This is a genomic window from Leisingera sp. ABM4_103 (genome assembly GCF_056158685.1).
Genome location: NZ_JBSWTU010000005.1, coordinates 1,469,757 through 1,494,635 on the forward strand (window position 1 = coordinate 1,469,757; position 24,879 = coordinate 1,494,635).

Consider the following 24,879-nt stretch of genomic DNA (forward strand, 5'->3'; position numbering starts at 1 on the left):
GCCGGCCATTTCGTTTTTTTTGCTACAGAGCCGGGGTCAGACGTCCTGCCGGGATATCTCCATAATCAGAACATCATAGACGTTTTTACCGAGATGCTTTTGTGCGGCTTCCCGCAGTGCGGTGCGTAGAGGCTCCAGCACATCTGACCGGGTGAACGCTCCACGGAAGCCGCCCATGTTGGCGTGGTCGAAGAGGACTTGCAGGAACACATCGCGCAGTTTCGGCTCCAAGGCGCGAACTTTCTCGTCAGTGCCTTGTTTGGCCTCCAGGCTCAACGACAGCACCACCAGCGAGGTCAGTTGGTCGCGCTCCACAACTGGCACGACGAACTGATTGGTAATCTTAATGTATTCGCGCTGGGTTTCTTCGCTTTCTTCGGCGGCGTGGTCTTCGGCTTCTTCAGCGGGCTTTTCGGTGGCGCCAGCCTCGGCAGCATGCTCTTCTTCTGGCGCGGGCATCAGCAGGATGCCGGCACCGATGCCTCCTCCGGTTCCGAGGATCAGCAGGATGACTGGCAGGAGTTTTGACAGCATAGCAACCCTCAGAATGGCAGGACAGCGTCAAGCAGCTGCTGGCCGTAGCGTGGCTGCTGAACATCGGTGATCTGGCCGCGGCCGCCATAAGAGACTCGTGCCGAAGCGATCTTGTCATAAGTGATTTCATTCTGACGGCTGATGTCCTGGGGCCGGACATAACCGGTCACCAGCAGTTCGCGCAGTTCGAAGTTCACCCGCAGCTCCTGGGTGCCGCTGATCGCCAGAACCCCGTTGGGCAGAACATCGACGACGGTTGCCGCCACCCGCAGCTCCAGTTTTTCGCTGCGTTTCACGGAACCCTTGCCTCCGGCCGCACTTGAGCTGCCCAGCTCCACCGCGTCTGCCGAGGTTGCGCCTTCCGGGAGTTTCCGGTCCAGCCGCTGCGGCAGGCCCAGCAATTGCGGCATATTCAGGCTTTCGGACCCCGACCGCGACCGCTGGGTGTCGTTGGAGATCTCCGCTTCTTCGTCGATTTCGATCACAACCGTCAGGATGTCGCCCCGCTTGATGGCGCGGCGGTCGCCCAGCAGCGATTGCTGCGAACCGCTCCACAGGGATGACCCGTCGACGGTGCGCCGGTTCTGGGTCTGTGCGGGCAATCCTTGGTAGAGCATCGCCACATGTTCCGGCGTTTCATTGGCGGGAGTGAAGCTGGGCGGCTTGCCCAAGTGGTCCATCCGGCCGCAGGCGCCCAAGAGAGCCAGCCCGAAGAGCAGTGGTTTGACGGGGGAAAGTTTCATAGTCATCAGTTTACCTCGACGGAGCCGTCTTGCTTGATCCGGCCGGTGACGGTGGTGCGGGAAGAGAAATTCATGACCCGGACGGCTTCGCCAGCGGCGCCGCGCCCCAAGGCACGCCCCTCCGCGGCAATAGTCAGCACGCCCTGACGGAAAATCAGGGTGACCAGGTCGTTACGTTCAATGATGGCCGGCGGGCCGATATCGCCGGGCCGCAAGGGCCGTCCGGCATAAAGCGCGACGCGTGCTTCCATGCCTGCGACCTCTGCGGGGTCCGACAGTGCGCCCAGGATCTCGCCCTTCTTGAGTGCCAGATCTTCGGTGTTCACGATCTCCTTGGCGCGGATTGTGCGCAGGGGGATCAGGTAGTCCGCCCATGCGGGCGGCGCGCACAGCGCGGCAGCAGTGAGGCAGGCAAGAGCGAGTTTCATCAGCGCACCTGTGTGGTTGCACCCATCATCTGGTCGACAGCCGAGATGACCTTGGCGTTCATTTCATAACCGCGCTGGGCTTCGATAAGCTCCGTCACCTCGCGCACTGCATCCACCGAGCTGCCCTCAAGGTACCCTTGGCGCAGGGTGCCAAGCCCGTCTTCACCAGCGGTGGAGACAGTGGCGGCGCCTGAGGCTTCGGTTTCGGTGAACAGGTTGCCGCCGATCGCCTCGAGCCCTTTGGGGTTGGTGAACCCGGCCAGCGTGAACTGACCCAGAAGCTGGCCTTCGGGAGAATCCGAGAAGTACCCGTAGACTTCGCCCTCGGCGTTAATCGAAATGCTGGTGGCGTCGTCCGGAATCGTGACTTCCGGCGACACGGCGAAACCGTCGGAGGTTACGATCAGCCCCTCGGCCGAGCGTTTCAGCGCGCCGTCGCGGGTATAGGCGGATTGACCGGAGGGCAGGGTCACCTCCAGGTAGCCTTTGCCATCGATGGCAATATCCAGGTCGTTGTTGGTCTGCTGCAGCGCGCCCTGCGCCAGGTGCACCGAAACAGCTGCGGGGCGTACACCGAGGCCAACCTGCACGCCGGTTGGCAGCACGGTTCCGTCCGACGCGTTCACGGTTCCGGCGCGGGAGATCTGCTGGTAGTGCAGATCGGCGAACTCGGCGCGGCGGGCGTTGTAGGCAGTGGTGTTCATGTTTGCGAGGTTGTTGGAGATGGTCTCCACCCGCAGTTGCTGGGCGCTCATGCCGGTCGCGGCGATCTTCAAGGCACGCATCTGGATTCTCCTAGGACTTGATCAGGTTTTTGATGGCGTTGCGGATGCGTTCGTCCTCCGCTTGCAGAAAGCTCTGGCCCATCTCATAGGCGCGCTGCACTTCGATCATCCGGCTGACTTCGGAAATCGCGTTGACGTTGGATCCTTCCAGAAAGCCCTGCAGAACTTTCGAGTCGAAGTTCTCTTCAATGTCGCCCTCAACACGGAACATCACGCCGTCCTCGCGCACCAGCGTGTGCTTCTCAACCGGTTGGAACAATCCTAACTGTCCCAGCAGGCGTCCGTTTGCGCTCAGCGATCCATCTGCACCCACTTCGATCTTGCCGGCATCCGGCGGCACGAAGACCGGCGCACGGCCAGCATCCAGAACCCGGTAGCCATCCATTGTCACCAGATCGCCGGCGGCGTTGGAGGAAAAGGCGCCGGAGCGGGTCAGCCGTTCCCCTTGCGGGGTCTCGACCATGAAAAAGCCGTCCCCTTCGATGGCAAAATCGAAGGTCCCGCCCGTCTGGGTCAGCTGGCCCTGCTGCATCGAGGTGTTGAAGATGTTGGCGCGCGACATCGACAACGATGGTTCGCCGGGTGAGGTCTGCACGAATTCCGAAAAGATCAGCCCTTCCTGGCGGTAGCCGGTCGTGGCGGAGTTGGCGATGTTGTTGGCAATGACGCGCATTTCCCGCATCAGGCCCGACTGGCGTGAAATGGTGGTGTAGCCTGTGGTTCCCATTACGAGCCTCCGGCAATCATCGGAACAACGTGGCCGTCGAAGAAGGCCACCAGTGTTTGGGTCATGAAGCCCATAGTCATCCAAAACACGACCAGGATCGCTGTCAGCTTAGGCACAAAGGTCAGCGTCATTTCCTGCACTGATGTAAGGGCCTGGAACAGACCGATGGCCAGACCGACCACCAGCGCGACGACCAGGATTGGCGTCGACATGGTGACAGCGGCCCACAGCGCTTGGCGCAGCGTGTCATAGAAGAGGCTTTCGCTCATCATGGCTTAGACCGGCATCCTCAGGATTTCCTGATAGGCCTCAACGACCTTGTTGCGCACGGTGACCGCGGTTTCGACTGCCAGTTCAGTCTGTGCCAGTGCCTGCACCAATGCATGCGGGTCTGCCTGCGAGGTCATTGCCTGCACCGAGACCTGCTCACTGTTCTGCAAGGTTGCTGCGAAGTTCTCGAAACTCTGCTTCAAATGGGCGCCGGCACCACTGCCTTCGTGCGTGGGATCGGCTTTGGTGGCCGGGCGGGCGGCGGCATAGCCGCTAGCGGCGGAAAGGCTGCGAATATCCATTCTGGATCTCCAAAAATTTCAGTTAACGTCTCAAAAGTTCCATGAGCGAGGCCGACATCGAGCGGGTCTGCTCGAACATCTTGAGGTTTGCCTCATAGCTGCGCTGGGCTTCGCGGGCGTCTGCAACTTCGATCATCAGATCGACGTTTGAGCCTTCGAAATGCCCGCTCTCGTCGGCCAGCGGATGCGAAGGATCGTAGACCTTCTCCAACTCGCTGCGGTCCAGGGTGACCCGGCCGGTGCGTACATGTTCCACCTCCGTCTGCAGCTCGCGCACCGATTCGAACGGCACTGCCTTGCGGCGGTACCCCGGCGTGTCGGCATTAGAGATGTTTTCCGACACATGGCGCAGGCGTGCGGCTTGCGCCTTGAGACCGCTGGCAGTGACGGAAAGGGCTTTGGAAAATTCACTCATCTGTCATGCCTCCTCAGGTTTTGCCCAGGCTGGCGCGCAGGATATTCATGGAGGACTTGTAGATGGCCATGGCACGCTTGTGCTGGCGTTCCGTATCAACACCCTTCAGCAGCTCGGTCTCCACGGACACCGAATTGCCGTTGGGGTCGCTGCCGGTTTCGTCGGCAATAACAGCCCAATCCATCCCGCTGCTGGCGGTGCCGTGCAAATGGCTGCCGCGGGACGCGATCATGCTGTTCGGGCGGGCACCGGCTGCGAATACTTCTTTGAAGGGCTTGATGTCCTTGGCTTGGTAACCGGGCGTATCGGCGTTGGCGATATTCTGGGATACCAATGCCTGGCGCTTGCCGGCATGGGTTGCCATGGAATAGGCAATTTTGAATACGTTCAGTTCTGTGAACACCAGGGCTTCTCCCTTGATCGATTTCAATCAAGGCTTAACCCCGATTCCTTTAGAAATTGTTTTCAGGACACCAATGGAGAGCGCCGCAATGAAAGCAGAGCTGCAAGCACTGACCCGCCAAATCGCCAGTAAGCACCTGGCGACGCAGATGGGCAGGGTGACGGGAATCTCGGGCGGGGAGATCGAAGTCAGCGGGCTGGCGTCTGCTGCCAGGATCGGTGACCGGCTGGTGCTGCGCCGTGGCCCAAATGATGAGCTGCACGGCGAAGTTCTCAAGATTAGCGGTAATAATATCAGTATGTTGCCTGACCGGGCTCCCGACGGCGCAGCAATCGGCGATGCGGTTCTGCTGCATCCGTCGCCGGAGTTCGCGCCCAGCGATCACTGGATTGGCCGGGTGATTGATCCCTTTGGTGAGCCATTGGACGGCCGCCCGATGCTGCCGGGCTCGGCTCCGAGGAATCTGATGGCGCCGCCCCCCAAGGCCGCCGGACGGCGGGCCATGGGAGAGCGGCTGGCCACTGGCCATGCACTGCTGAACACGATTCTTCCGGTTGTGCGCGGCCAGCGTGTTGGCTTGTTTGCAGGTTCCGGGGTTGGGAAATCCTCTCTCCTGGCCAAGTTGGCGCGGTACATGGAAGCCGATGTTGTGGTGATGGCTCTGATCGGTGAGCGCGGCCGCGAAGTGAATCACTTTGTCGAGGATGTCCTGGGTCCCGAAGGCATGCGCCGGGCTGTGGTGGTGGCCGCAACCTCCGATCAGTCGGCACTGGTCCGGCGCCGCTGTGCCTGGGCTGCCATGACGGTGGCGGAGCACTTCCGCGACCAGGGCAAGAATGTGTTGTTCCTGGCCGACTTTGTGACCCGCTTTGCCGAGGCGCACCGGGAAATCTCCGCCGCTTCGGGAGAGGCGCCTGCATTGCGCGGCTACCCGCCCTCGGTGACTCCGCTGATCACCGGATTGTGCGAACGCGCTGGCCCTGGCGGCGAGGGTCAGGGCGATATCACCGCCGTTTTCAGCGTTCTGGTGGCGGGCTCCGACATGGACGAGCCGATCGCCGATATCCTGCGCGGGGTGCTGGACGGGCATATCGTCCTGAGCCGGGAAATCGCCGAGCGCGGCCGCTTCCCGGCGATCGACGTCTCTCGCTCGGTCTCCCGCAGCCTGCCAGCCGCGGCCACGCCCGATGAAAACGAGGCAATCCAGCAGGTGCGCAAATTCCTGGGCGCCTATGAGCAATCCGAGGTGATGATCCGGGCCGGGCTTTACGCAGAAGGCAACGACGCTGTGCTGGATCAGGCGGTCAAGCTTTGGCCCGAACTGGATGCCTTCTTTGGCCGCGAGGACCCGGAGGGGATCACCAGCAGTTTCAATCGCCTGCTTCTGCTGCTGCGGCGCGCAAAGGCTGGGCGCTGACGGCCAATTCTTGTTTCAAGGAACCTGATGAAAGCGGCGTCTGGCGCCATTGCCGTGGCGTCGCTTTCAGACGGCGGGGCTGCGGGACAGGCTGACCAGCATGTCAGTAGCGGAGAAGCTGTTTAAGCTGAGGAATTGCTTTCCTCGAAGCCGACGGCTTTTCCCGGATCTAAATGGTTTTGACTAGCTCTTCATACTCTCCAGGATACAATCTTAGGTAGTGTCATCGGTCTCGAGTAGCGCTAGGGGCGTTTCACTAAAGATGCCCAACCGCCGGCAGGAGCCGGTTTAGCCCGGTCTCGGCGGCGGCTCCGGCACAGTTTCCCAATGTCCACGCAAGGCGGGCTGACAGATTAAGTTTCATCTTTTTGCGATTTCTTTGCGTACTGACTTCCCCTAGGCTGGATAATTCTCGTCTGGCGCACATCGCAACCTGCTACGGATGATCCAGTTCCTGGCCGCTTGGCAGTGTTGCACCTGGCTAGTGACGACCGGATTGAGCACTGGCTTGGCTTCGTCAGTTCTTATCTACGGTATCGAGCCAATTCGAACACCGTTGCGGGATGTCCGGAACGGGCACAGATTGTGCACTTTGCCATTGGCTTATAGGCAGCGTCACTCTCCGGAGAGATTTGATCCTTAAAGCTGCTTAGGAGTTTTCACCTTTCAGGCCAAACCTGCCTTGCACGCAGCAAAAACGCCGGGGACCGCTGATCTGGTCCCCGGCGCTTTGGACATGGCCGATGTTATTCAGAACGCGATCGGACACGCGCGGCAGGATTGCATCCTGCTTGAACATTGAGAACTGTTTGCCGTACGTGGCCTGGGGTAAGCTTCAGCCCGCATTACCTGTGTCTGGCAGGACGGGCTGCAAGGATCAGGACGGGCGAACCGCGAACAGCCGGTCTTCACGTGCCAGCAACGTGCGCAGCGCCTTCAGGCACCGGTAGTGGTTGTTACCGATCAGGGCGTCAGTTGCCTCTGCCAGAGAGGCGCGGCTGTCGGGGTCAGTGAAGACCTGGCTCAGCTCTTCGATCCGGCGCAGCATTGGCAGACGCTCTTCCTCCGGGTCGGCATCGCCGGACAGGATAAGCTGCGCGGCATAACATACACGGCGCACCGGCGTATTGGCCTCTTCGGGGTGGATGGCATCGCGCAGGCGCAAGATGTTGGCATCCGGGGTTACAATGGACAGGCGGCTGCGGCGGTCGCCGTTCTCAATCACCGCGCCATTTACAAGGACACGCTCCTTGGGGGCGAGTTTCAGGACAAGTCCGCTCATATTCAGGAAGCTCCGCTGCGGAGGCCACGCAGGATGGCCGTATTGATTTCCACCAGGGGCCGCACATTGGCCTTGCGCTGAAGCACTTTGCTGGTGTGTTGTCTCGTGAATTCCGCCAATTCGAAGAGATTCCGCTTGAGATCATCCGGCAAGGGGTTGCTTTTCATTGCGAGATCCGCCGTGAAAATCGACCAAAGCTTGCGGTTGTCGTTCAATGCCTGAGCAAGTTCATTAAACTCATCGCCGCCTTTCTGCGCAGCCGTGATCAACCGGCGGGTAACGCGGGTAACCACTTCGTATTCAAAGTTTTTTGCTGTCCGGGTCGGGGCATTTGCCGCCGAATAGGCACTCTTCGCCTTCAGAAGGGCATTCACGTGTTTTCCTAACGTATTATTCTTCAGATTCTCTGAGAGGGGAAGACCGGGGCGCTATGCGCGCCCCGGTAGGGATTGTTAACGGAACAGCTGCTGCAAGGTGGACGGCGCCTGGTTCGCAATGGTCAGCGACTGCACCGCCAGCTGCTGCTGGGTCTGCAGGGCCTTCAACCGGGCGGACGCCTCTTCCATGTTGGTGTCGCTCATTGTGCTGACGCCGGATTTCAGCGAGTCGTTCAGCTTGGACACAAACGAGCTCTGGTCGGACAGACGGTTGCTATCCGCACCCAGCTGAGCGGCGCTGTCGATCGCAAAGGTCAGCGCAGTCTCGATCTCACCCAGAATGGTAGTGGCGTTGGTCGAGTTGAGGGTGTTACCCATAGCGCCGGAGATGCTGGTGGCAGCGTCAATGTGATTGACCTGAATGATGTCAGTGGTCGTGTCCAGGCCACCCAGAACATTCAGCTGCGTTGCACCGGAAGTGTCCAGCAGGTTGGCGCCGTTGAAGGACGCGGACGAGATGATGGAGTCGATCTGTTCACGCTTCTTCGCCAGGTCGCCTTCGATCTTACCATGGTCCACGTTCTCGGAAACGCCGGACACCACCAGCTCACGCATTTCCTTCAGGGTTTCGACGATCTGCTCCATGCCGGAGGAGGCAACAGCCACAGTGGCTTCACCAAAGTCGAGCGCATCACCCACGGCTTCATACGCCTGGATGTCCGATTCCATCGACTTGGAGATCGCCCAAACAGCCGAATTGTCCTTAGCGCTGCCGACTTCTTTACCGGTCGAGATCTGGTTTTGGGTTTCTTCCAGATCGTTGTTCACAGTCTTCAGAGTCTGCAAAGCAACCATTGCGCCGTTGTTGGTCAGAATGCTGGTCATAGCTTTTTCCTTTAGCTGTGGGGCGCTTTAGCCCCGGTATTCTGTGCCCCGGCGGGGCGTTGATTGACGTCTTTCTGACTGTGCGTTCCGCCGTCCGGCTTCCGCGCCACCCCTCATGAGGTGCAAAGCGACTTTGGCGCAGGAGTTGCTAAGGGAGTGCTAATACCGGCATTTGGTTTTTTAGAATTTTCCCAAAATTGCATCAGGCACGTTTTTCCAGCTTTGCTCCGCCGCGCGTGCCATAGCGGTTCCTGCGTCCGGCCTGGTCATAAACGTCCAGACCTTTCCGGATTCGGCGCAGTTCGGCCATGCGGGCGGCAACCGACCGGATACCGTCCATCGCGCTGTCCAAGAGCTGCTGATTGCGGGTTACCTTGGTTTGAACCTGCGCCAGAGACTCGCGTTCCAGTTCTGAAACGGAATTCAGCTTGCCGATCACCTTTTCCTTCTTGGCGAGGAGCTCTTCCAGTTTGGGCAGCTCTCCTGCCATCAATGCGGCGCGTTCTCGGTCGAGGATTTGATCCAGCTCATCAATGAGCTTTTGCGGTTTCGAGTCACTCACCTTGGGTCTCCTTCAATGCGTGATAAAGCGATTCGGCCAGACCGATGCCGCCGGAGCGGGCGATCTGATTGGCTTGTTCGCGGATGAGAAAGCTGGAAAACTGGTCTTCGCCTGCGCCGCCGCCAAACCCTTCGCGGGATTCGCCAAGGCCTGCGGATTTCAGCATTTGCGCAAGAAAGGAGGCTTCCAGCTCGATAGCAGCCTCTCGCAGCGGATCGCTGGCTGCAGGCCGTGCTTTGGAAGCTGCAGATGCAGTCTGCAGCGGGGTGGGCAATAGATCTGGCATGTCCGGTTCTCCGGTTTAACGTCGAATTTCATCGATTTTCTAAAACTGCGCCGGAACCGGTTAAAATTGCCGTAACCGCTTTGGGATAAGTCTGTCCGGGTCGAGATAGAATGTCCGGAAGACAATCATGATGATGAATTCAATCCTTGGCTTTGAAGCCGGTTCTGTTGGCAAGACGCCGGCCGCGACCGGGGAGTCATCCAGAAAATCTACCAATTCCAATAGCTTTGCCGATCATGTTGCGTCCCAGCCAGGGCGTGAAAGCGAGGCTGGTGAAACCGTTTCAGGCAAGGGCGAGCCGGCTGAGACGAGCGCCAAAGCCGAATCAGACACCGCCCGCTCAAAAGGGTCTGAAGCCGAATTGGATGAGGCGGCGGCGGAACTTACAAAGACCGAAGCCGGGCATTCCGAGACCGAAGCGGAGGTAGATCCGGCGGTTGATACTGCGAACTTTGATGCTTCAGAAGCCCCGGTTGCAAATGTCGTGGAGCGGCCTGCCATCGGTCCTGATGAGGATGGGCAAGCTCGCACTGCCTCCGCAGCTGAAGCAGAAGGCGGTGAACACCCAGGCAGGGTTGATCTTCCCTCTGGCGCCGGGCGTTTGTCTGGCGGACACAGTGATGAGGCACAGCTTTCCGCATCCGCATCTGCCGGGGCAAAATCGGCAGGCAGTTCCGCACTGGGAGAAAACCAGGCGGCTGAAAACGGTGGCCGGATCGTGACAAACGAAGGATCCGCTCAAGCCCAGGCTTCTGGATCATTTCAGGCGGAAGCTGTCCTTGGCAGCAATGCAGCTGAGCGCAGTATCACCTCTGCGAATCCGCGGGTCGAAGGAGCAACAGAGGCTGCTGGTACCGCCCGCGTTCCCCTGGAAGCGCCGGTCAAAGCAGTTGGTATTGCTCACGCTCAACCCCAAGCTGGGGGGCAGCAATCCAGCGTAGCCCCCGCACAGGGAGGAACAGCCGGAGCGGCGGCTCAGGCACATCCTGTCTTCGCAACTGCGGATATCAAATCTCAAGTCCTGCAGGCAGACGGCCAGCAAACGTCCGCACGGCCTGACGGATCGGTAAATTCGGGCATGCCAGTTGCGCCAGGTATCATGCAGGCAGCTGCAGCTGGTCAAACTGCGCCAAAGGGGACCGGGCTGAAAGCTGAAACAGAATCAGCGGTGATTACCAGCGAAGCCCCTTCGGATGCTGAGGCGGCTGAGAGTGGCAGGTTGACTTCCGGCGCGTTCAAGGGCGGAGAAATCCGCTCAGCCCCGGCTATGACAGCGCCGCAGCCGCTCCAGCCGGCCACTGCCATTCTTCAACCGCTGATGGCCGGCGGGCTCGGCACCGCTTCGCTTGGTACGGAACTGCTGTCCGGGTCCGAGGACCTGGCGCCAGGCGCGTTTGGGCTGTCCGGTGAGGTTCCGGGGCTGACGCAATTGCTCACGGAGGCCTCCATCGGCACAGGCACGGTTCACCGGCCGGAGACGCCGCGCATGGTAGCGGCGCAGCTGGCTGAGGCTTTTGCGGCCAAAGGCGAGCAGAAAGTTGAAGTTTCGCTGAACCCGCAGGAACTGGGCCACGTGAAAATGCGCGTGGTGGCTAGCGAGACGGGCATCACGATGATCATTCAAACCGAGCGTCCGGAGACCGGCGACCTGATGCGCCGGCATATCCATGAACTGGCGGAGGAATTCCGCCGCATGGGCTATGACGACATTTCCTTTGAATTCAGCGGCGGCCAAACAGGCGGCCAGTCCGCGGATGACGCCGATGGCGGCACCGGTTCAGCTGCTGGTGGCGCAGGAACGAACAGCGCCGACGCGTCGGATGGCGCCGCCACAATTACGCAAAACCTCCGGCTGGGTGAAACCGGCGTGGATATGAGGGTCTGATCACATGACAACAGCAGTCACTTCCGCGGGCAGCACCGCAGCACAATCCACCCTTCAGCCGGCGGCTTCCCAGCAGACCTCCGGGCTGACGTCCGATTTTGAAACCTTCGTGAAAATGCTGACGGCACAGGCGACAAATCAGGATCCGCTGGAGCCGCTCGATTCGACCGAATATGCCGCCCAGCTGGCGCAGTTCTCGATGGTAGAGCAGCAGACCAAGAGCAACACCTTGCTGGAAGGGCTCCAATCCCAGCTTGGTCTGGCCAACATGGCGGCGCTGTCCGGCTGGGTCGGGATGGAGGCGCGGGGCGTGGCACCGGGCTATTTCGACGGCAGCAATGAGATCACCATTGCGCCCAATCCGGCTGCTGCCGCTGATTCGGTGACTTTGGTCGTAGAGGACGCCAACGGCACCGAGGTGCAGCGTGTCACTCTGCCGGTTTCGGCCGAGCCGTACCAGTGGAATGGGCTGGATGACGACGGCAACCCGCTGGAGACAGGGGAATACAAGTTCGTTATCGAAAGCAGGAAGGACGACGAACTCATTCTGCAGGAATATGCCGAGATCTATTTCAAGGTGAACGAAACCCGGATGCAGGGCGGCGATGTGGGCCTGATTACCGAAGGCGGTTCTGTGGTCCTGGCGTCTTCGGTCAGCGCTCTTCGCGATCCGCAAGGGTGATCCGGCGGTATCCGCAGGCAATAAAACTGGCTAAGAACAGGGCGGCATAACACCGGAGACCGCCCTGCAACCGCTGCCTGACACGTTCGAAGCCCGCCTCTTTGCGCATTTGTCCGCAACGGGCCTGCATGTTCCCGCGCCCCGGCGGCTGGCCGGGGGGCGTTCGAACCATGTCTGGCGGGCCGGCGGGCTGGTGATCAAGCTGTTCGCGGCGGATGGCAGCAACCCGCTGTTTGCCAACGACCCGGCGCGGGAGATTGCGGTGCTGACGGCGCTCTCCGGCACAGGAATGGTGCCGCCGCTGGTGCAGTCTGGTGTTTTCGAAGGACGCAGGTGGCTGGGCTATGCCCATGTCAACGGCAGCCCCTGGCAGCAGGATACAGGCCATGTTGCGCAACTGCTGGGGCGCCTGCACGATGTGGCGCCGCCGCCAGGAATGCCGCAGGGCGTGAACGGCAGCGAGGCGCTTGAGATCCAGACCTTTGAGATTCTGAAAAACTGCCGGGACAGGGATCAGCTCGCGGAATTGCGACCTCTGGGGCAGGTTCCGCCGCTGCCGCAGCCGGTGCTGATCCACGGCGACCCGGTGCCCGGCAACCTGCTGGCGCATGACGGCACGCTAACGCTGATCGACTGGCAATGCCCGCAGATCGGTGACCCGGCGGAGGATCTTGCACTGTTCCTTTCGCCCGCCATGCAGCTGATGTATCGTGGAGCGCCCTTGTCGAAGGCGGAGGAGGACAGCTTTCTTGAGGCCTACCCGGATCCGCGGATTGCCGGCCGGGTTCTGGCGCTGAAACCGTGGTTCCATTGGCGTATGGCGGCCTACTGCCTGTGGCGGGCCGAACGCGGCGGCGGAAAGGACCGGCAGGCGTATGAGCTGGAGACCGCGGCGCTTCAGTCCATCAGGCCAAGCAGCGCATAGGCAGGTGGCATCAGGACCCGGCGGGCACGGCCCAAGGGGAAGCGGGCCATTTTCTGCATCACGGGAGAATAGGGCAGGTCAGGCGTCCGTCCTTGCACCAGATCGCTCAGCAGCCGCCCGGCATAGCTGCCCATGGCAACACCGTTGCCGTGATAGCAAAGGCCCGCATACATGCCCGGCATTTCTGGAACCGGCCCGACGTAGGGAACCAGATTTCGGGACAGGCAGACCATGCCGGACCAGCAGTGGGTGGTTTCCACAGCATGCCACGCCGGGAACATAGCCTCGAAATCCCGCCGCAGATTGCGCCGGATCGCGGCCTCGGCCCGGGGCGATGCCAACAGTCCGCCGCGCATTCCGAACAGGAAACGCCGGTCCGGCATCAGCCGGAAATAGTGCAGCAGGTTACGGGTGTCATAGGCCATCTGATGCGAGAACCAGCCCTGCGCCTGCAGCTCCGCGTCTTTCAGCGGGCGGGTCACCATGACGGTGGACTGTGCAGGCATATACCGTCCGGCCAGCCAGCCGGGAAGATCCTCGGAGGAGTAGCCATTGGTGGCGATGATGACCTTGGCTGCCCGCAAACAACCCTGCTTAGTATCTATTCTATATCTACCGCGGTCCTGCTGCACCGACTGGGCAGCACTGTGCTGATACAGATTGGCACCGGCGCTTTGGGCAGCCTTGGCCAGGCCGAACAGGTATTTCCGCGGGTTCAGGGCAAAGCCCGCCGGCGTTGTCAGCGCTGCATAGAAATTGCCGTTCAGCCCTCTGTTCGCCAGTTGCTCCCGGGTCAGGAAATCCGGCTCCTCTCCTGCCGCGCGCATGGTTTCGGCCTGTGCCCACAGGCCGCGTGCGGCCTTTTCGCTGTGCGCCAGCTGGGTTTCCCCGTTCGAATGCGTGTCGGCATGTATGCCATGGGTCTTCAACAGCTCCCGCACCAGATGCACGGCAGCTTCTTCCCCGGCGTCATAGGTATCTGCAGCCGGTTTTCCAAACAGGCGGCGCATAGCAGAGCCGGAGAGTTTGGACCCGCCAAGACAGCAGAACCCGCCGTTGCGGCCAGAGGCGCCCCAGCCGGGAGTTTCAGCCTCCAGCACCGCGACGGACAAGCCGCTTTCCGCCAGATGCAGGGCCGCTGACACACCGGTAAAGCCGCCGCCGATGATCGCCACGTCGGCGGACCCCTCCCCCTGCAGCACCGGCCAGTCTGGTGCTGCGATGGTCTCGTCCCACCAGCAGTTGCTGCGCGGGCCGGGACCATAGGTGTAATCCGAGAAGATCCTGCGCATCAGGCGCGCACCGCGGCCTGTTCCTCCCGTTTCTGACGCGCCACCTGGTGCTTGGTTACCAGCGAGGCAGTGATGACGCCGATAGTGACGATGCTGATCATGATCGTCGACAGCGCGTTGATCTCAGGGCTGACGCCCAGACGCACGGCAGAGAAGATCTTGATCGGCAGGGTGGTCGCCGAGGGGCCGGAGGTGAAGGAGGCAATCACCAGATCATCAAGCGACAGGGTGAAGGCCAAGAGCCAGCCGGAAATCACTGCAGGGGCAATGATCGGCAGGGTCACCAGGCGGAAGGCCTCTGCCGGAGAGCAGCCGAGATCCAGCGCAGCTTCCTCCAGCGAGCGGTCAAAGCTCACCAGGCGGGAGGACACCACCACCGAGACATAGCACATTGAGAATGTGGTATGGGCCAGGACGATGGTGAACACGCCGCGGTCGAGGCCGATGCCGATGAACAAAAGGAGCAGCGACAGGCCGGTGATCACTTCGGGCATCACCAGCGGCGCATAGATCATGCCGGAAAACAGCGTCCGACCCATGAACCGCCCGCCGCGCACCAGGACGTAGGCTGCAATGGTGCCCAGCACGGTTGCCATGGTGGAGGAGAACACGGCCACCTTGATGGTCACCCAAGCCGCATTCAGGAACGCCTCGTTCTGCAGCAGCTCGCCGTACCACTTGGTTGAGAATCCGGCCCAGACGGTAACCAGCTTGCTTTCGTTGAAGCTGAAGATGACCAGAATCACCATCGGGATGTAGAGGAAGGCAAACCCTAAAGTCAGCGATACGGCGTTAAACCAGCTCATACGGTTCATTGCTCTGCCTCCTGCTGTTTCTGCTGATTGCGCTGGAACAGCACGATCGGAATGATGAGCAGCAGCAGCAGAACCACTGCCACGGCGGACGCCACCGGCCAGTCTCGGTTGGAGAAGAACTCTTCCCACAGCACTTTGCCGATCATCAGCGTGTCCGAACCGCCCAGAAGCGACGGGATCACGAACTCACCCAGAACCGGGATGAACACCAGGAAACTGCCGGCGATGATGCCGTTTTTCGACAACGGCACCGTCACCAGCCAAAAGGCGGTGAAGCGCGAGCAGCCGAGGTCCTCGGCGGCTTCGATCAGCGAACCGTCCAGCCGTTCCAGCGCCGAATAGACCGGCAGGATCATGAACGGCAGGTAGGTGTAGACGATACCGATATAAACCGCGGAGTTGGTGTTGAGGATCGTCAGCGGCTCAGAAATCACCCCGGTCCACATCAGGAATTGGTTGAGGAAGCCTTCGTTGGACAGAATACCCATCCATGCGTAGACGCGGATCAGGAAGGACGTCCAGAACGGCAGGATCACCAGCATCATCAGCGTTGGCCGCCATTCCTCTGGCGCCCGCGCCATGCCGTACGCAATCGGATACCCCGCCAGCAAGGTGAAGAAGGTAGAAACCGCCGCGATCTTCAGGGAGCTGAGGTACGCCTTCCAGTAGAGGTCATCCTCGGTCAGCCAGACGAAATTCTCGAAATCGAGTTCTGCGAGGAAGGCGGCAATCCCTTCGGCCCAATCGAACTGAGGGAAATAAGGCGGACGGGCAACCGCCGCGTCCGACAGTGAGATTTTCAGGACGATGGCAAACGGCACCAGGAACAGCGCCAGAAGCCAGACATAGGGGATGGCGATCAGAACAAAACGGCGCATCATTCTGCCAGCAGAACGCCTGCCGTGGCGGTCCAGGACAGCCAGACAGTGTCTTCCCAGGTGAAATCGCGGCGGGCGATGCGGCGGGTGTTGGCGGTCTGCGCCTTGATCACCGCGCCGGTCGGGAGCTCAACGTGATAAGTGGAGATATTGCCAAGATAAGCGATGTCGAGGATGCGGCCCTGCACAGAATTGTCCGCCGCGGCCGGCTTCTCAGAGCTGATCGAGACCTTCTCCGGCCGGATCGCCAGATGGCATTTCTGGCCGTCGGAAAACCCATTGGCTGACTGCACGTTCAGCGGCGGCTGGCCTTCGTGCCAGGACATTGCATAGGTGCCGCCGCCATTGGGCTTGGCGGTGCCTTCGATCAGGTTCACATCGCCAATGAAGTCAGCGACATAGACCGAGTTCGGCGTTTCATAGATCCGGTCCGGCGTGGCCACCTGAACAATCTTGCCGTGATCCATAACCGCCACGCGGGAAGCAACCGTCATCGCCTCTTCCTGGTCGTGGGTCACGATCACAAAGGTGGTGCCGGTCTTTTCCTGAATGTCCATCAGTTCAAACTGAGTGTCCTGGCGCAGCTTCTTGTCGAGCGCGCCCAGCGGCTCGTCCAGCAGCAGCAGCTTCGGCGCCTTCGCCAGCGACCGCGCCAGCGCCACCCGCTGCCGCTGGCCGCCGGAGATCTGATGCGGTTTGCGGCGGGCGAATTTTTCCAGCCGTGTCAGCCGCAGCATCTCCTCGACCCGGTCGTTGATATCGTGCTTGGGCATCCCCTCGCGCTTCAGACCAAAGGCGATGTTTTCCCAGATCGACAGATGGGGAAACAGCGCATAGGACTGAAACATCATGTTCACGGCGCGCTTGTTGGGGGGCACCGGGGCGATATCCTGCCCGGCCAGGAAGATCTTGCCCTCGGTCGGGGTTTCAAACCCGGCGAGCATCCGCATCAGCGTGGTCTTGCCGCAGCCTGACGGTCCCAGCAGCGCGTAGAACTCCCGCTCGTAGATGTCGATGGTCAGGTTGTCGATGGCAGTGAACTCACCAAATCGTTTGGTGACGTTCTGGAAGTGGATCAGGGGCTTAGCCTCAGGATCGTTCCAGGGTTCGAATACGGAAGCAGTCAAGCCGGGCCTCTTCTGCGAAGTGTCGCGCGGATGTATTGGTTGGCCGCGCGAGGGAAACCAGGCGCGTCAGGGTTTGCGGGGCGGCATATGCGCGCCCCGCGGGTCATGTGCGGCAGATCAGGTGCCGGATTTGACCTTGGTCCACATGCGGGTGGCCTTGCGCTGAACCTTCGGCGGGTAGCCTTCCTTGATGTACAGGTTCTTGACGGTTTCTTCGTTGGGGTAGATCGCCGGATCGCCGATCACATCCTCTTCCAACAACTCCTGGGACGCCTTGTTGCCGTTGGCGTAATAGACATAGTTGGACGCCGTCGCCATGTTCTGTGCGTCCATGATGAAGTTCAGGAACTTGTGCGCGCCCTCGGGGTTCGGGGCATCGACCGGGATCGCCATTTGGTCGAACCACATCAGCGCGCCTTCTTTGGGAGCGTTGAATTCGATCTCTACACCGTTATCCGCTTCGTCCGCGCGGTCGCGCGCCTGCAGGATGTCTCCGGACCAGCCGAAGGCCACGCAGATGTCGCCATTGGCCAAGGCGTTGATGTATTCGGAGCTGTGGAACTTGGTGACATAGGGGCGCACGGCCATCAGCACAGGCTCGGCTTTTGCCACAACGTCAGCATCCATGCTGTTGGGGTCTTCGCCGATATACTTCAGGGCTGCCGGGATCATCTCGTCAGGGGCATCCAGGAAATGCACGCCGCAGCTTGCCAGCTTTTCCATGTTCTCCGGGTTGAACACCAGCTCCAGCGAGTCGATGGGGGCGTCCTCTCCCAGCACTTCCTTGACCTTGGCGGTATTCACGCCGATGCCAGTCGTGCCCCACATGTAGTTGATTGAAAACTCGTTGCCGGGATCATAGCGCGCGGTGCGCTCCTCGATCGCGTCCCACATGTTGCCCTTGTTGGTCAGCTTGGACATGTCCAGCTTCTGGAACGCGCCGGCCTGGATCTGGCGGGCGAGGAAAGAGCCTGTCGGCACCACCACATCATAGCCTGAGCCGCCCGCCAGCATTTTGGTCTCCAGAACCTCGTTGCTGTCAAAGACGTCATAGATCAGGTCGATGCCGGTTTCGGCTTCGAACTTTTCCAGCAGGCTTTCATCAATGTAATCGGACCAATTGTAGACGCGAACCTCTTCCGCCGCGGCTGCGGCAGCCGAGCCGAGGGCAATGACGGCGGTCATGGTCATCGTTTTCAGTGTCATGAATTTCTCCCTGTGGTGCCGGCTTCAGGGTCCGGCTGTAAATGGATTTGATCAAGTTTTGCCGCGTTCGGCAATACTCTTTATGTTTTCACTTGGCTCAGGATGGTGCAAGCTGGCCAAAATCGAGGAGGAAACCCCCAGGTGACAGAGACGACTTCGCCACCCGCAACGGCGCAGGAAAACCCGGCGAAACTGCCCGCGCATGAGATCGTTTATCAAAAGCTCAGGGCGCAAATTCTGTTCGGCGAACTGGTGCCCGGCCAGGCGGTGACGATCCAAGGCCTGGTGGAGACGCTGGAGGCGGGTATGACCCCAGTGCGCGAGGCGATCCGGCGGCTGATCTCGGACGGGGCGCTGATGTTCCAGGGCAACCGCCGCGTGTCAGTGCCTCTGCTGGGGCCCGAAGATCTGGAAGAGCTTATTTTTGCCAGAAAAACAATAGAATGCGAACTCGCACGCCGTGCCACACAGCAAGTCTGCCCGGCGGATATCGAGGAGTTGGCGGCAATCGACAATGCGCTCGACAAGGCCATCGCAACTGGTGATGTCGCGGGCTATCTTGTGCAAAACTACAGCTTTCACACAGCGCTCTACGCGCATGCCAATGCGCCAATTCTCAGCGACATCGCCGACCGCCTGTGGCTGCGCTTCGGCCCCTCTCTGCGGGTTGTCAGCGGGCGGCTTGGAACTCAGAGCTTTCCGGACCGGCACAAGGACATTCTCGACGCGCTGCGGCGGAAGGACCCGGAAATGGCTGCTCTGGCGATGGAGCGGGATGTCTATGAAGGAATGGAGCATGTGGTTCAGGGGCTGCAGGGCGCTAACTGATTCGATTGACACTTGAGAATTTGATCATATTCTGGGGCCAATCAGTTATTCTCAGGAGCGAGTCTCATGACCGTGATCACCAACCACATGCCGACGGCCGAGCTGCAGGCGCTGGACGCGGCCCATCACATGCACCCGTTCACCGCCAACGGCGAACTGTCGCAGAAGGGCGCACGCATCATTACCCGTGCAGACGGCGTGCATTTGACCGACAGCGAAGGCCATCAGATCCTCGATGCGATGGCTGGCCTGTGGTGCGTCAACATCGGCTATGGCCGTGAGGAGCTGGCCGAGGTCGCAGCCCGCCAGATGCGCGAGCTGCCCTATTACAACACTTTCTTCCAGACCACACACGTGCCGGCGATTGCCCTGGCGGCGAAAATCGCCGAGCTGGCACCGGGTGATTTGAACAATGTGTTCTTTGCAGGGTCCGGCTCCGAGGCCAACGACACCAACATCCGCATGGTGCGCCATTACTGGGCGCTGAAGGGCAAGCCGTCTAAGTCCGTGATCATCAGCCGCAAGAATGCATACCACGGCTCCTCGGTCGGCAGCGGCTCCCTGGGCGGGATGAGCGGCATGCACGCCCAGGGCGGCATGCCGATTCCGGATATCCACCACATCAACCAGCCGAATTGGTGGGCCGAAGGCGGCGACATGCCGCCGGAGGAGTTCGGCCTGCAGCGCGCCCGTGAACTGGAAGAGGCGATTCTGGAGCTGGGTGAAGACCGCGTCGCCGCCTTCATCGCCGAGCCGGTGCAGGGCGCTGGCGGCGTTATCGTACCGCCGGACAGCTACTGGCCGGAAATTCAGCGCATCTGTGACAAGTACGAGATCTTGCTTATCGCGGATGAGGTGATCTGCGGCTTCGGGCGCACCGGCAACTGGTTCGGCAGCGAAACCCTAAACATCCGCCCCGACATCATGACCATCGCCAAGGGCCTCAGCTCCGGCTATGCGCCGATCGGCGGCTCCATCGTCAGCGACGAGATTGCCTCCGTGATCGCGGGTGATGAATTCAATCACGGCTACACCTATTCCGGCCACCCGGTGGCTGCAGCAGTGGCACTGGAAAACCTGCGCATCCTGGAAGAGGAGAACATCCTCGGCCACGTGCGCGATGTGGCGGCACCGTATCTCAAGCAGAAATGGGAAGCACTGACCGATCACCCGCTGGTCGGTGAAGCCAAGATCGTCGGCATGATGGGCTCCATAGCCCTGACGCCGAACAAGGAAGCCCGCGCCGCGTTTGCATCAGAGGCGGGCACTGTCGGCTACATCTGCCGCGAGCGCTGTTTTGCCAACAATCTGGTGATGCGCCACGTGGGCGACCGGATGATCATCTCGCCGCCGCTGGTTATCACGCCGGAGCAGATCGACGTGCTGATCGAGCGTGCCACCAAATCGCTGGATGAATGCTATGCCGAACTGAAGGCCCAGGACCTGCTGCATAGCGCCTGATTCTCTCCCCTGGCGCCTTGGCCGCGCCGGTTCAGTCAGCGACTCATCACGGCCCGGCAGCTTGTCTGCCGGGCCGTTTCCTTCGGTGTGGGTCTGGAAAGCGTCGTTTTCGGACCGGTGAATTGCAGGGCGCGGCGCAAAATATCCGAAGGGTGTCGCAAAAAGTCCGATCCTGTCTTGCGGAACGGGACTAGGGTTCCGTAAGGATATTCTTACCTGCAGCGGGAGGGTGCCGAAGTATGAATTTCGTACCTCCGCCATAGAAAGAATATTTTTTTCATACCTAGCGCTTGATAGCTTTGGTGTGATTAACTTCGAACAAGCGCAGAGAAAATCTGCCGGATGACAAAACTACGGGGAGCCTGCTTTGGCTGATGCGTCAAACGTTGATGCGTTCGTTGAATTCGAACGCGTCCAAAAGAGCTACGATGGCGAAAATCTCGTTGTCAAAGATCTCAACCTCACCATGCCCAAGGGCGAATTTCTGACAATGCTTGGCCCGTCGGGGTCCGGGAAAACCACCTGCCTGATGATGCTGGCCGGGTTTGAGACCGCGACTCATGGCGACATCCGTCTGGACGGGACCTCGATCAACAACATCCCGCCGCACAAACGCGGCATCGGCATGGTGTTCCAGAACTACGCCCTGTTTCCGCATATGACGATTGCGGAAAACCTCTCCTTCCCGCTGGAAGTCCGCAACATGGGCAAGTCCGAGCGCGAGGAGAAGGTGAAGCGGGCACTGGACATGGTGGAGATGGGCGCATTCGGCGGCCGCCGCCCGGCCCAGCTGTCCGGCGGCCAGCAGCAGCGGATTGCCCTGGCCCGCGCACTGGTGTTTGAGCCCGAGCTGGTGCTGATGGACGAACCGCTTGGCGCGCTCGACAAGCAGCTGCGCGAGAAGATGCAGTTTGAAATCACCCACCTGGCGCACCGCCTCGGCATCACCGTGGTTTATGTGACCCACGATCAGACCGAGGCGCTGACGATGTCGGACCGGGTTGCCGTGTTCGATGACGGCCGCATCCAGCAGATCGCGCCGCCGGACCAGCTGTACGAAAGCCCGGAAAACAGCTTCGTTGCCCAGTTCATCGGCGAAAACAACACGCTCGAGGGCACCGTCAAGGAAATCAAAAACGGTATTGCGCTGGTCCAGCTGGACGATGGCGAGCTGATCGACTGCAAGCCGGTCAACGTGTCCCAGCCGGGTGAGCGCACCCGCGTCTCGATCCGCCCGGAACGGGTGGAATACAACAAGGACCGCCTGCAGGCAGGCGTCCACACACTGAAGGCGGAAGTGCTGGAGTTCATTTATATGGGCGACATCTTCCGCACCCGTCTGCGGGTGGCCGGCAATGATGAATTCATCATCAAGACCCGGAACGCCCCGGACCAAATCCGGCTGCAGCCCGGTCAGCAGATCGAAATCGGCTGGCTGCCGGAAGACTGCCGCGCGCTGGACGCCTGATCCGCGCGCGCCGAACCCCCGGCAGAATAACGATCGGGGGCTTCACATCTGTGAATTTCAACAAGGAGAGACTCTCTATGAAACTCAGCAAAATGTCTGCACTGGCGGTGACCACTGCCCTTTGCGCCCCTTCGGCCTTTGCCGAGGAAATGGCCAATGAGCTGACTTTGGTGTCCTGGGGCGGTGCCTACCAGGCCAGCCAGCACAAGGCTTACGTCGAGCCCTACCTGGCACAGAACCCCGACGTCAAAATCATCTGGGACGAAAGCTCGGCCGAGGCCGTGGCCAAAATCCGCGCGATGAACGAAGCCGGCAATGTGACCTGGGATCTGGTGGATGCCGTGGCCTCCGACTCCATGCGCCTGTGCGACGAAGGCCTGGCGGAAGAAATCGACCATGACGAAGTTCTGGCTGCTGCACCCGACGGCACCCCGGCATCCGAAGATTTCGGCGACCTGATCGTCAGCGATTGCTTCGTGCCGCAGATCGTCTATTCGACCACCTTCGGCTACCGCACCGACCTGATCGACCAGCCGGACTCGGTCTGCGCGATTTTCGACACCGAAAAGTACCCGGGCAAGCGCTCGCTGCAGAAACGTCCGATCGACAACATGGAATGGGCGCTGTACTGCGACGGCGTGGCCAAGGACGAGATCTATGACGTGCTGGGCACCGACGAAGGTGTTGATCAGGCGCTGGCCAAACTCGACACCATCAAGGACCAGGTGGTCTGGTGGACCGCGGGCGCCGAAACCCCGCAGCTGCTGGCCGATGGCGAAGTGGTGATGGGCTCGACCTTCAACGGCCGCCTGTTCTCGGCAATCGCCGAGCAGAACCAGCCGATCGGCATGCTCTGGGACATGCAGTCCTTTGACCTCGACGGCTGGGTGATCCCGGCAGGCCTGCCCGCAGACCGCAAGGCGCGCGTGATGGACTTCCTGAAGTTCGCCACCGACACCCAGCGTCTGGCTGACCAGGCCGCTTACATCTCCTACGGCCCGGCCCGTGCCTCCTCGGCACCGCTGGTCGGCAAGCACGCCGAACTGGGCATCGACATGGCGCCGCACATGCCGACCGATCCGGCAAACGCGGGCAACGTCCACACCTATGACTACGAATGGTGGGCCGACAACCGCGATGATCTGGACGCCAAGTTCCAGGCTTGGCTGGCCAAGTAATCTGACCTCCTGATGAGAGGCCCGGCGGGGGCCGCCATGCGCTGGCCCCCGCCCCACAAAATAAAAGACCCGACGGGGAACCCCATGAGTGACATCACCCAATCCGGTCCGGTATTGGCCGCCGACGGCACGCCGCTAAAGCGCAGCCTCGCCCGGGCCCTCCGGATGCAGAAGATCCGCGCGCTGCTGCTGATTGCGCCGCTTCTGCTCTTTGTCCTGCTGACCTTCATTCTCCCGATTGCGGACATGCTGTTCCGCTCGGTCGAGAACCGCATCGTGCAGGACACCCTTCCGCAGACCGTGGTGGCGGTGCAGGACTGGGACGCCGACAGCGGCGAAACGCCCCCTGACGCGGTTTATGAGGCACTTGCTTACGACCTCGTCGTGGCCGCCGAGCGCAAACAGCACACCCGCGTCGGCACCCGCCTGAACTATGAAACACCGGGCATCTCCTCGCTGTTCCGCAAGGCGGGCCGCCGCGTCGATGACGTGGGCGAGGGTTACCTGAAGCAATTTGAAACCCTCGATCCCGCCTGGGAAGAGCCGCAGACCTTCGTATCGGTGTTTGCCGACCCGGACTGGCTGGCCAGCCGCGCGGACGGCGAGGCTGAACCGCCCTTCCAGCTGTCGGAAACCGCCCGCGAGGCGCTGCCCAAGGCCAGCGACGCTTATCTGAAGTTTGCGCGCACCATCCAGGAAGAGGATAACGACAGCCCGACCGAGGAAGAGCCCTGGGCACCGGTCTACATGGCCCTGCATTCCGACCTGGCTGCCAACCCGCAGGCCGCGCAGGCTTTCAGCGGCGACGCGCAGCGCCTGCTGCAAGACGCCGCGGCACTGATCGAATCCGGCCAGATGGAAACCGAATCCGCCCGCGACGCCTTTGTCAAAATGGACAAGGACTGGGCCGATCCGGAGGTCTGGCGCACGCTCAAGACTTATGCGGGCAAATACACCAATGGCTACTTCCTGAACGCCGCCGACCTGCAGAAAAGCCCGGACGGCCCGGAATTGCGCCCCGAGGACGAGCGCATCTACGGCACCCTGTTCATGCGCACGCTGATCATGTCGCTGGCAATCACCTGCAGCTGCATCGTGCTTGGCTATCCGGTGGCCTGGATCCTCGCCAACCTGCCGTCGCGTACTGCGAACCTGCTGATGATCCTGGTGCTGCTGCCGTTCTGGACTTCGCTTCTGGTGCGGACCTCTGCCTGGAAGGTGATGCTGCAGCAGCAAGGCGTGATCAACGACACGCTGGTCTGGCTGGGTCTGGTCAGTGACAGCGACCGTCTGGTGATGATTAACAACCAGTTCGGCACCATCGTGGCAATGACCCACATCCTGCTGCCGTTCATGATCCTGCCGATGTATTCGGTGATGCAGACCATCAACCCTTCCTACCTGCGGGCGGCGAAATCGCTGGGCGCCACCAACTGGACGGCCTTCTGGCGGGTCTATTTCCCGCAGTCGGTTCCGGGCATTGGCGCGGGCTCGATCCTCGTCTTCATCCTGGCCATCGGCTACTACATCACGCCGGAACTGGTCGGCGGCACCAAGGGTGTCTTCATCTCCAACCGGATCGCCTTCCACATCTCGCAGTCGCTGAACTGGGGTCTCGCGGCCGCGCTTGGCACCATTCTGCTGGTGATCGTCCTGGGGCTCTACTGGGCCTATGATAAGATCGTCGGCATCGACAACGTGAAACTGGGATAATTGAA

General features: G+C 60.8%; 28 protein-coding genes. 9 read left to right on the plus strand and 19 right to left on the minus strand.

Annotated features, from left to right (window positions below; genetic code table 11):
* Positions 1 to 36 precede the first annotated feature (36 nt).
* The 9 genes from ACXAED_RS08630 to ACXAED_RS08670 are packed head-to-tail and all read right to left on the minus strand — an operon-like array spanning position 37 to position 4,607.
* Positions 37 to 534, minus strand: coding sequence for a flagellar basal body-associated FliL family protein (locus ACXAED_RS08630; protein ID WP_475048761.1), 498 nt, complete (start codon positions 532 to 534; stop codon positions 37 to 39).
* An 8-nt stretch (positions 535 to 542) separates the two neighbouring features.
* Positions 543 to 1,283, minus strand: a complete 741-nt coding sequence (gene flgH, locus ACXAED_RS08635) for a flagellar basal body L-ring protein FlgH (RefSeq protein WP_475048764.1) — start codon at positions 1,281 to 1,283, stop codon at positions 543 to 545.
* Positions 1,283 to 1,705: a flagellar basal body P-ring formation chaperone FlgA gene (gene flgA / locus ACXAED_RS08640; RefSeq protein ID WP_475048767.1), complete on the minus strand. Its 423-nt coding sequence runs from the start codon at positions 1,703 to 1,705 to the stop codon at positions 1,283 to 1,285. The genes flgH and flgA overlap by 1 nt, the downstream gene beginning before the upstream one ends.
* The gene (flgG, locus tag ACXAED_RS08645; protein WP_475048769.1) at positions 1,705 to 2,490 is read right to left on the minus strand and encodes a flagellar basal-body rod protein FlgG; all 786 of its coding nucleotides are present in this window, start codon (positions 2,488 to 2,490) and stop codon (positions 1,705 to 1,707) included. Before flgG ends, flgA begins: the two co-directional genes overlap by 1 nt.
* 10 nt (positions 2,491 to 2,500) lie before the next feature.
* A complete protein-coding gene (locus ACXAED_RS08650) occupies positions 2,501 to 3,217 on the minus strand; it encodes a flagellar hook-basal body complex protein (RefSeq protein WP_475048772.1) in 717 nt (238 codons plus the stop codon).
* On the minus strand, positions 3,217 to 3,489 hold the full coding sequence (locus ACXAED_RS08655) for a flagellar biosynthetic protein FliQ (RefSeq protein WP_475048774.1): 273 nt from the start codon (positions 3,487 to 3,489) through the stop codon (positions 3,217 to 3,219). Before ACXAED_RS08655 ends, ACXAED_RS08650 begins: the two co-directional genes overlap by 1 nt.
* Before the next feature lie 3 nt (positions 3,490 to 3,492).
* Positions 3,493 to 3,789 (minus strand): flagellar hook-basal body complex protein FliE, encoded by a 297-nt coding sequence (gene fliE, locus ACXAED_RS08660; protein ID WP_475048777.1) that lies wholly within the window; start codon positions 3,787 to 3,789, stop codon positions 3,493 to 3,495.
* A gap of 22 nt (positions 3,790 to 3,811) precedes the next feature.
* The gene (flgC, locus tag ACXAED_RS08665) at positions 3,812 to 4,204 is read right to left on the minus strand and encodes a flagellar basal body rod protein FlgC (protein WP_475048779.1); all 393 of its coding nucleotides are present in this window, start codon (positions 4,202 to 4,204) and stop codon (positions 3,812 to 3,814) included.
* A gap of 13 nt (positions 4,205 to 4,217) precedes the next feature.
* The gene (locus ACXAED_RS08670; protein WP_475053061.1) at positions 4,218 to 4,607 is read right to left on the minus strand and encodes a FlgB family protein; all 390 of its coding nucleotides are present in this window, start codon (positions 4,605 to 4,607) and stop codon (positions 4,218 to 4,220) included.
* An 88-nt stretch (positions 4,608 to 4,695) separates the two neighbouring features.
* Between ACXAED_RS08670 and ACXAED_RS08675 the strand changes: the two genes are divergently transcribed.
* Positions 4,696 to 6,024, plus strand: coding sequence for a FliI/YscN family ATPase (locus ACXAED_RS08675; RefSeq protein ID WP_475048781.1), 1,329 nt, complete (start codon positions 4,696 to 4,698; stop codon positions 6,022 to 6,024).
* 877 nt (positions 6,025 to 6,901) lie between these two features.
* On the opposite strand, the gene flbT is transcribed toward ACXAED_RS08675, so the two are convergent.
* From flbT to ACXAED_RS08700, 5 genes are all read right to left on the minus strand, one after another.
* Complete coding sequence (gene flbT, locus ACXAED_RS08680; protein WP_027235787.1) at positions 6,902 to 7,306, minus strand: flagellar biosynthesis repressor FlbT; 405 nt, start codon at positions 7,304 to 7,306, stop codon at positions 6,902 to 6,904.
* Positions 7,307 to 7,308: 2 nt separating this feature from the next.
* Positions 7,309 to 7,680, minus strand: a complete 372-nt coding sequence (gene flaF / locus ACXAED_RS08685; RefSeq protein WP_475048783.1) for a flagellar biosynthesis regulator FlaF — start codon at positions 7,678 to 7,680, stop codon at positions 7,309 to 7,311.
* A 78-nt stretch (positions 7,681 to 7,758) separates the two neighbouring features.
* A complete protein-coding gene (locus tag ACXAED_RS08690) occupies positions 7,759 to 8,568 on the minus strand; it encodes a flagellin (RefSeq protein WP_475048786.1) in 810 nt (269 codons plus the stop codon).
* Positions 8,569 to 8,770: 202 nt separating this feature from the next.
* Complete coding sequence (locus ACXAED_RS08695) at positions 8,771 to 9,130, minus strand: flagellar biosynthesis protein FlgN (protein WP_475048789.1); 360 nt, start codon at positions 9,128 to 9,130, stop codon at positions 8,771 to 8,773.
* Complete coding sequence (locus ACXAED_RS08700) at positions 9,123 to 9,416, minus strand: rod-binding protein (RefSeq protein ID WP_475048791.1); 294 nt, start codon at positions 9,414 to 9,416, stop codon at positions 9,123 to 9,125. Before ACXAED_RS08700 ends, ACXAED_RS08695 begins: the two co-directional genes overlap by 8 nt.
* Positions 9,417 to 9,543: 127 nt before the next feature.
* Here ACXAED_RS08700 and fliK point away from each other — a divergent pair, with 127 nt between their 5' ends.
* The 3 genes from fliK (at position 9,544) to ACXAED_RS08715 (ending at position 12,908) form a co-directional block, all read left to right on the plus strand.
* Positions 9,544 to 11,301, plus strand: coding sequence for a flagellar hook-length control protein FliK (fliK, locus tag ACXAED_RS08705; RefSeq protein ID WP_475048793.1), 1,758 nt, complete (start codon positions 9,544 to 9,546; stop codon positions 11,299 to 11,301).
* A gap of 4 nt (positions 11,302 to 11,305) precedes the next feature.
* Positions 11,306 to 11,983, plus strand: coding sequence for a FlgD immunoglobulin-like domain containing protein (locus tag ACXAED_RS08710; RefSeq protein ID WP_475048795.1), 678 nt, complete (start codon positions 11,306 to 11,308; stop codon positions 11,981 to 11,983).
* A gap of 148 nt (positions 11,984 to 12,131) precedes the next feature.
* Positions 12,132 to 12,908: a phosphotransferase gene (locus tag ACXAED_RS08715; protein ID WP_475053064.1), complete on the plus strand. Its 777-nt coding sequence runs from the start codon at positions 12,132 to 12,134 to the stop codon at positions 12,906 to 12,908.
* On the opposite strand, the gene ACXAED_RS08720 is transcribed toward ACXAED_RS08715, so the two are convergent.
* From ACXAED_RS08720 to ACXAED_RS08740, 5 genes are all read right to left on the minus strand, one after another.
* Positions 12,881 to 14,200: an NAD(P)/FAD-dependent oxidoreductase gene (locus ACXAED_RS08720; protein WP_475048798.1), complete on the minus strand. Its 1,320-nt coding sequence runs from the start codon at positions 14,198 to 14,200 to the stop codon at positions 12,881 to 12,883. The genes ACXAED_RS08715 and ACXAED_RS08720 overlap by 28 nt on opposite strands.
* Positions 14,200 to 15,015: an ABC transporter permease gene (locus ACXAED_RS08725; protein WP_475048801.1), complete on the minus strand. Its 816-nt coding sequence runs from the start codon at positions 15,013 to 15,015 to the stop codon at positions 14,200 to 14,202. Before ACXAED_RS08725 ends, ACXAED_RS08720 begins: the two co-directional genes overlap by 1 nt.
* The gene (locus ACXAED_RS08730; RefSeq protein WP_475053067.1) at positions 15,012 to 15,893 is read right to left on the minus strand and encodes an ABC transporter permease subunit; all 882 of its coding nucleotides are present in this window, start codon (positions 15,891 to 15,893) and stop codon (positions 15,012 to 15,014) included. Before ACXAED_RS08730 ends, ACXAED_RS08725 begins: the two co-directional genes overlap by 4 nt.
* On the minus strand, positions 15,893 to 17,020 hold the full coding sequence (locus ACXAED_RS08735) for an ABC transporter ATP-binding protein (protein WP_475048803.1): 1,128 nt from the start codon (positions 17,018 to 17,020) through the stop codon (positions 15,893 to 15,895). The genes ACXAED_RS08730 and ACXAED_RS08735 overlap by 1 nt, the downstream gene beginning before the upstream one ends.
* 117 nt (positions 17,021 to 17,137) lie before the next feature.
* Positions 17,138 to 18,226 carry a polyamine ABC transporter substrate-binding protein gene (locus ACXAED_RS08740; protein WP_475048806.1) on the minus strand — a complete coding sequence of 363 codons (1,089 nt, stop codon included), beginning with the start codon at positions 18,224 to 18,226 and terminating at the stop codon, positions 17,138 to 17,140.
* Between the two features lie 141 nt (positions 18,227 to 18,367).
* Here ACXAED_RS08740 and ACXAED_RS08745 point away from each other — a divergent pair, with 141 nt between their 5' ends.
* From ACXAED_RS08745 to ACXAED_RS08765, 5 genes are all read left to right on the plus strand, one after another.
* On the plus strand, positions 18,368 to 19,054 hold the full coding sequence (locus ACXAED_RS08745; RefSeq protein ID WP_475048809.1) for a GntR family transcriptional regulator: 687 nt from the start codon (positions 18,368 to 18,370) through the stop codon (positions 19,052 to 19,054).
* Between the two features lie 66 nt (positions 19,055 to 19,120).
* Positions 19,121 to 20,515, plus strand: a complete 1,395-nt coding sequence (locus ACXAED_RS08750) for an aspartate aminotransferase family protein (RefSeq protein WP_475048812.1) — start codon at positions 19,121 to 19,123, stop codon at positions 20,513 to 20,515.
* Positions 20,516 to 20,882: 367 nt separating this feature from the next.
* Complete coding sequence (locus ACXAED_RS08755) at positions 20,883 to 21,983, plus strand: ABC transporter ATP-binding protein (RefSeq protein ID WP_475048814.1); 1,101 nt, start codon at positions 20,883 to 20,885, stop codon at positions 21,981 to 21,983.
* A gap of 77 nt (positions 21,984 to 22,060) precedes the next feature.
* The gene (locus ACXAED_RS08760; protein WP_475048817.1) at positions 22,061 to 23,161 is read left to right on the plus strand and encodes an extracellular solute-binding protein; all 1,101 of its coding nucleotides are present in this window, start codon (positions 22,061 to 22,063) and stop codon (positions 23,159 to 23,161) included.
* A gap of 84 nt (positions 23,162 to 23,245) precedes the next feature.
* Positions 23,246 to 24,874 carry an ABC transporter permease gene (locus ACXAED_RS08765; protein WP_475048820.1) on the plus strand — a complete coding sequence of 543 codons (1,629 nt, stop codon included), beginning with the start codon at positions 23,246 to 23,248 and terminating at the stop codon, positions 24,872 to 24,874.
* The last annotated feature ends 5 nt before the right edge of the window (positions 24,875 to 24,879 follow it).

Excerpts from the sequence above, each read along its gene's own strand:
- ACXAED_RS08630 (WP_475048761.1), bottom strand. The coding sequence starts at position 534 with ATGCTGTCAAAACTCCTGCCAGTCATCCTGCTGATCCTCGGAACCGGA.
- flgH (WP_475048764.1), bottom strand. The coding sequence starts at position 1,283 with ATGACTATGAAACTTTCCCCCGTCAAACCACTGCTCTTCGGGCTGGCT.
- flgA (WP_475048767.1), bottom strand. The coding sequence starts at position 1,705 with ATGAAACTCGCTCTTGCCTGCCTCACTGCTGCCGCGCTGTGCGCGCCG.
- flgG (WP_475048769.1), bottom strand. The coding sequence starts at position 2,490 with ATGCGTGCCTTGAAGATCGCCGCGACCGGCATGAGCGCCCAGCAACTG.
- ACXAED_RS08650 (WP_475048772.1), bottom strand. The coding sequence starts at position 3,217 with ATGGGAACCACAGGCTACACCACCATTTCACGCCAGTCGGGCCTGATG.
- ACXAED_RS08655 (WP_475048774.1), bottom strand. The coding sequence starts at position 3,489 with ATGATGAGCGAAAGCCTCTTCTATGACACGCTGCGCCAAGCGCTGTGG.
- fliE (WP_475048777.1), bottom strand. The coding sequence starts at position 3,789 with ATGGATATTCGCAGCCTTTCCGCCGCTAGCGGCTATGCCGCCGCCCGC.
- flgC (WP_475048779.1), bottom strand. The coding sequence starts at position 4,204 with ATGAGTGAATTTTCCAAAGCCCTTTCCGTCACTGCCAGCGGTCTCAAG.
- ACXAED_RS08675 (WP_475048781.1), top strand. The coding sequence starts at position 4,696 with ATGAAAGCAGAGCTGCAAGCACTGACCCGCCAAATCGCCAGTAAGCAC.
- flbT (WP_027235787.1), bottom strand. The coding sequence starts at position 7,306 with ATGAGCGGACTTGTCCTGAAACTCGCCCCCAAGGAGCGTGTCCTTGTA.
- ACXAED_RS08690 (WP_475048786.1), bottom strand. The coding sequence starts at position 8,568 with ATGACCAGCATTCTGACCAACAACGGCGCAATGGTTGCTTTGCAGACT.
- ACXAED_RS08700 (WP_475048791.1), bottom strand. The coding sequence starts at position 9,416 with ATGCCAGATCTATTGCCCACCCCGCTGCAGACTGCATCTGCAGCTTCC.
- fliK (WP_475048793.1), top strand. The coding sequence starts at position 9,544 with ATGATGATGAATTCAATCCTTGGCTTTGAAGCCGGTTCTGTTGGCAAG.
- ACXAED_RS08710 (WP_475048795.1), top strand. The coding sequence starts at position 11,306 with ATGACAACAGCAGTCACTTCCGCGGGCAGCACCGCAGCACAATCCACC.
- ACXAED_RS08720 (WP_475048798.1), bottom strand. The coding sequence starts at position 14,200 with ATGCGCAGGATCTTCTCGGATTACACCTATGGTCCCGGCCCGCGCAGC.
- ACXAED_RS08725 (WP_475048801.1), bottom strand. The coding sequence starts at position 15,015 with ATGAACCGTATGAGCTGGTTTAACGCCGTATCGCTGACTTTAGGGTTT.
- ACXAED_RS08730 (WP_475053067.1), bottom strand. The coding sequence starts at position 15,893 with ATGCGCCGTTTTGTTCTGATCGCCATCCCCTATGTCTGGCTTCTGGCG.
- ACXAED_RS08740 (WP_475048806.1), bottom strand. The coding sequence starts at position 18,226 with ATGACACTGAAAACGATGACCATGACCGCCGTCATTGCCCTCGGCTCG.
- ACXAED_RS08750 (WP_475048812.1), top strand. The coding sequence starts at position 19,121 with ATGACCGTGATCACCAACCACATGCCGACGGCCGAGCTGCAGGCGCTG.
- ACXAED_RS08760 (WP_475048817.1), top strand. The coding sequence starts at position 22,061 with ATGAAACTCAGCAAAATGTCTGCACTGGCGGTGACCACTGCCCTTTGC.
- ACXAED_RS08765 (WP_475048820.1), top strand. The coding sequence starts at position 23,246 with ATGAGTGACATCACCCAATCCGGTCCGGTATTGGCCGCCGACGGCACG.